The organism is Pedobacter sp. (genome assembly GCF_045628745.1).
Lineage (GTDB): Bacteria > Bacteroidota > Bacteroidia > Sphingobacteriales > Sphingobacteriaceae > Pedobacter.
Genome location: NZ_JAZQPU010000087.1, coordinates 1 through 4,341 on the forward strand (window position 1 = coordinate 1; position 4,341 = coordinate 4,341).

Annotated in this window: 5 protein-coding genes; all 5 read left to right on the forward strand. The window is 42.1% G+C overall.

The window, feature by feature from the left end; translation table 11 throughout:
- Positions 1-548, forward strand: a 548-nt coding sequence (locus ACR2F7_RS03760; protein WP_432712255.1) for a thiamine pyrophosphate-dependent enzyme, incomplete at its 5' end; no start/stop codon positions are given.
- A gap of 7 nt (positions 549-555) precedes the next feature.
- Positions 556-1,176, forward strand: a complete 621-nt coding sequence (gene ilvN / locus ACR2F7_RS03765) for an acetolactate synthase small subunit (protein WP_432712256.1) — start codon at positions 556-558, stop codon at positions 1,174-1,176.
- Between the two features lie 54 nt (positions 1,177-1,230).
- Complete coding sequence (gene ilvC / locus ACR2F7_RS03770; protein WP_432712257.1) at positions 1,231-2,301, forward strand: ketol-acid reductoisomerase; 1,071 nt, start codon at positions 1,231-1,233, stop codon at positions 2,299-2,301.
- 23 nt (positions 2,302-2,324) lie between these two features.
- On the forward strand, positions 2,325-3,743 hold the full coding sequence (leuC, locus tag ACR2F7_RS03775; RefSeq protein WP_432712258.1) for a 3-isopropylmalate dehydratase large subunit: 1,419 nt from the start codon (positions 2,325-2,327) through the stop codon (positions 3,741-3,743).
- Between the two features lie 10 nt (positions 3,744-3,753).
- Positions 3,754-4,341, forward strand: coding sequence for a 3-isopropylmalate dehydratase small subunit (gene leuD, locus ACR2F7_RS03780; protein ID WP_432712259.1), 588 nt, complete (start codon positions 3,754-3,756; stop codon positions 4,339-4,341).

Consider the following 4,341-nt stretch of genomic DNA (forward strand, 5'->3'; position numbering starts at 1 on the left):
TGACTAAAGGCGAGGCTATTATTGTTTCTGATGTTGGTCAGCATCAAATGGTGGCTTGTCGTTATGGCAAGTTCAACAATACCCGCAGCAATGTAACCAGTGGTGGTTTAGGCACCATGGGCTTTGGATTGCCTGCAGCCATAGGTGCTAAGTTTGGTGCACCCAACCGTACCGTTGTTGCCATCATTGGCGATGGTGGTTTCCAGATGACCTTACAAGAGTTGGGTACCATTATGCAGTTCGGCGTTGACGTTAAAATCATGATCCTTAACAACCAGTTTTTAGGAATGGTTCGCCAGTGGCAACAATTGTTTAACGACAAACGCTATTCTTTTGTGGACATCACCAGTCCTGATTTTGTAAAACTTGCAGAATCTTATTATATCCCTGGTCAGAAAGTAGTGGAGCGTGAAAACCTCGTCCCTGCTCTAGAAGCCATGCTTAACCATAAAGGTTCCTACCTCTTAGAAGTAATGGTGACCAAAGAACATAATGTATTCCCTATGGTTCCTCAGGGCTGTAGTGTAAGTGAAATCAGACTTAAATAACAAGATCATGAGCATCTTAAATGATATAGAGGCGGTACACGCCAAGCAGGAATTTACGATCACAGTTTATACCGAAAACCAGATTGGTCTATTAAACCGGATCGCTATTATATTCTCCAGAAGAAAGATCAACATCGAGAGCTTAAACACCTCTCCTTCAGAGATTGAGCACATCCACCGTTTCAACATCGTCATTCATGAAACGGAAGAAGTAGTACGTAAACTGAGCCGCCAGATAGAAAAACAGGTGGAAGTATTGAAAGTTTATTACAATACCAACGAAGACATCATCTGGCAGGAAATGTCGCTATATAAAGTACCTACCGATATTGTAGTGGAGAAAGTACTCGTTGAGCGCCTGTTAAGAGAAAATGGCGCAAGAGTAGTGGTGATCCGTAAAGATTATACCGTTTTTGAAACCACAGGTCACCGCGAAGAAACCGATAAGCTTATCGAAATTCTTCAACCTTACGGATTAATAGAGTTTGTGAGAAGTGCACGCGTAGCCATCATCAAAGACAGCAATGGCTTTAATGCCAAATTAAGGGAATTTGAAAGAAAAGAACCCGGTCAGGACGTGATAGAAAACGAATACCTGGACAAACAAGACAATGTATTTACCATGTAGTAAGCGCAGGCTTACTGCTTTAAAAAATCAATCTATATAACCAATAACAAAATTATGGCAAAATTAAATTTCGGTGGAAAAGAAGAAAATGTAGTTACACGTGAAGAGTTTCCGTTAGCAAAAGCACAGGAAGTATTAAGTACAGAAACAGTAGCCATTATTGGTTACGGTGTTCAAGGTCCTGGTCAGGCTTTAAACCAACAAGACAATGGAATTAATGTCATTGTTGGTCAGCGTAAAAACTCTAAAACATGGGATAAAGCTATTGCCGATGGCTTTGTACCTGGTGAAACACTTTTCGAAATTGAAGAAGCCCTGGAACGTGGTACCATCATTTGCTATTTATTAAGTGATGCTGCACAAATTGAGCTATGGCCAACAGTAAAAAAACACCTGACTCCAGGTAAAGCATTATATTTCTCTCATGGATTTGGTATTACCTTCAATGAGCAAACAGGAATTATCCCTCCTGCAGATGTAGATGTGTTCTTAGTAGCCCCTAAAGGTTCTGGAACTTCATTGCGTCGCATGTTCTTACAAGGTCGTGGTTTGAACTCTAGCTATGCTATTTTCCAGGATGCTACAGGTAAAGCTTACGATAGAGTAATTGCTTTAGGTATTGCTGTAGGTAGCGGATATTTATTCGAAACAGACTTCAAAAAAGAAGTATTCAGTGATTTAACAGGTGAGCGTGGAACACTAATGGGTTGTATCCAGGGTATTTTTGCTGCTCAATACGATGTATTGCGTGCTAATGGACACTCTCCTTCTGAAGCTTTCAACGAAACAGTGGAAGAATTGACACAAAGTTTAATGCCATTGGTTGCAGAAAACGGTATGGACTGGATGTATGCTAACTGTTCTACAACAGCACAACGTGGTGCTTTAGACTGGTGGAAAAAATTCAGAGATGCTACTAAACCAGTATTTGAAGAATTATATGACAGTGTTGCCACTGGTAAAGAATCTCAACGTTCTATTGATTCTAACAGCCAACCAGATTACCGTGAGAAATTGAATGCAGAACTTGCAGAACTTCGCGACAGCGAATTATGGCAGGCAGGTAAAACAGTACGTAGCTTACGTCCTGAAAACCAAACAGCAGAAAAAGAAACTCAAGCTTAATAAACAAATTAGATTTCAACCCTATGGGAAAAACATTAGTTGAAAAAATCTGGGATGCCCACGTCGTCAAAAGCGACGAGGGTTTCCCTGATATTTTATACATAGACACGCATTTCATTCATGAAGTAACCAGTCCTCAGGCTTTCGATGGCCTACGTAAAAGAGGATTACCGGTCTTCAGACCTGCACAAACGGTAGCAACCGCTGACCATAATGTGCCTACTTTAGATCAGCACTTGCCGATTAAAGAAGAACTTTCCCGTTACCAGGTGGATATGCTCACCAAAAACTGCGCTGCCTTTGGCGTAGAACTGTATGGCCTGGGCCACCCTTTTCAGGGTATTGTCCATGTCATCGGACCAGAATTAGGCATCACCTTACCGGGTGCCACCATAGTTTGTGGCGATAGTCACACCTCTACACACGGTGCATTTGGTTGCATCGCCTTTGGGATAGGTACATCCCAGGTTGAACAGGTTTTAGCAACGCAATGTTTGTTGCAGCAAAAACCTAAAACCATGAAAATTGAAGTTAACGGAGAACTTGGCGCAGGTGTTTCTGCCAAGGATATCATTCTATATATTATTGCACAAATCTCTGCTGCCGGTGGCACTGGGTATTTTATTGAATATGCCGGCTCTGCCATTGAAAAGCTGAGCATGGAAGCACGGATGACCATCTGCAACATGAGCATCGAAATGGGTGCCCGCGGAGGTTTAATTGCCCCTGACCAGATTACTTTCGACTATGTGGAAGGCAGAGAGTTTGCCCCTAAAGGTGAAGCCTGGGACAAGGCATTAGCGGGCTGGAAAAACTTATACAGCGATGCTGATGCCAGCTTTGATAAAGTATTGACTTTTGATGCGGCAGCTATTGAGCCTATGATTACTTATGGCACCAACCCAGGTATGGGCATGGGTGTTTCTCAACATATTCCTACCACAGCACAACAAGTCTTATCTGAACAGCCATCTTTCCAGAAAGCCCTGGCGTATATGGGCCTTGAGGGTGATGATTTGATGATAGGCAAACCAATTGACTATGTATTTATTGGCAGCTGTACCAACTCTCGCATGGAAGATTTGCGTGAGGTAGCGGAATTTGTTAAAGGACGCCAGAAAGCACCTAACGTTACCGTATGGATTGTGCCCGGTTCTAAACAAATTGAACAGCAGGCTATCGCTGAAGGCTTGGATAAAGTTTTTGAAGCTGCAGGTTTTCAACTGCGCGAGCCTGGTTGCAGCGCTTGTTTAGGCATGAATGAAGATAAAATTCCTGCCGGTAAATACTGCGTTTCTACGTCCAACAGAAACTTTGAAGGCCGTCAGGGACCAAACTCCAGAACGTTTTTGGCCAGTCCGCTTACTGCCGCAGCTGCGGCCATTACAGGTAAGGTTACTGATGTGAGGGAATTATTAAAAGAAAATGTAACCGTTTCTTAAACACAAACTGATGAAAAAATTTGAGAAATTAACATCAACCATGGTGCCCTTGCCGATAGAAAATATTGATACCGATCAAATTATTCCTGCAAGGTTTTTAAAAGCTACTACCCGTGAGGGCTTTGGCGAAAACTTATTTTGTGACTGGCGCTATGATGGCAACGGACAACCGAAAGCCGATTTTGTGTTAAACAATCCTTTATATAAAGGCGATATTCTGGTTGCCGGAAAAAACTTTGGTTGCGGCAGCAGCAGAGAACATGCAGCCTGGGCTATTCAAGACCATGGTTTTAAAGTAGTCATCAGCAGCTTTTTTGCCGACATCTTTAAAGGCAATGCATTAAACAATGGCTTATTGCCTATCCAGGTTTCCGACACCTTTTTGCAGAAGATCTTTGCAGCAATTGCCAGAGATCCTGAAACAAAATTATTAGTAGACTTACAAGAGCAGGTTGTAGAATTGCAATCTACTTTAGAAAACGAAGCCTTCGAAATTAACCCCTACAAAAAGTCTTGCTTATTGAATGGTTATGACGACATCGACTTTATTTTAAACCAGAAAGAAGCTATAGAAACTTTCGAAAAGAAAACCGCCTAA

What these genes read in the sequence shown, in the direction of transcription:
- ilvC (WP_432712257.1), top strand. Translation starts at nt 1,231, where the DNA reads ATGGCAAAATTAAATTTCGGTGGAAAAGAAGAAAATGTAGTTACACGT.
- leuD (WP_432712259.1), top strand. Translation starts at nt 3,754, where the DNA reads ATGAAAAAATTTGAGAAATTAACATCAACCATGGTGCCCTTGCCGATA.
- leuC (WP_432712258.1), top strand. Translation starts at nt 2,325, where the DNA reads ATGGGAAAAACATTAGTTGAAAAAATCTGGGATGCCCACGTCGTCAAA.
- ilvN (WP_432712256.1), top strand. Translation starts at nt 556, where the DNA reads ATGAGCATCTTAAATGATATAGAGGCGGTACACGCCAAGCAGGAATTT.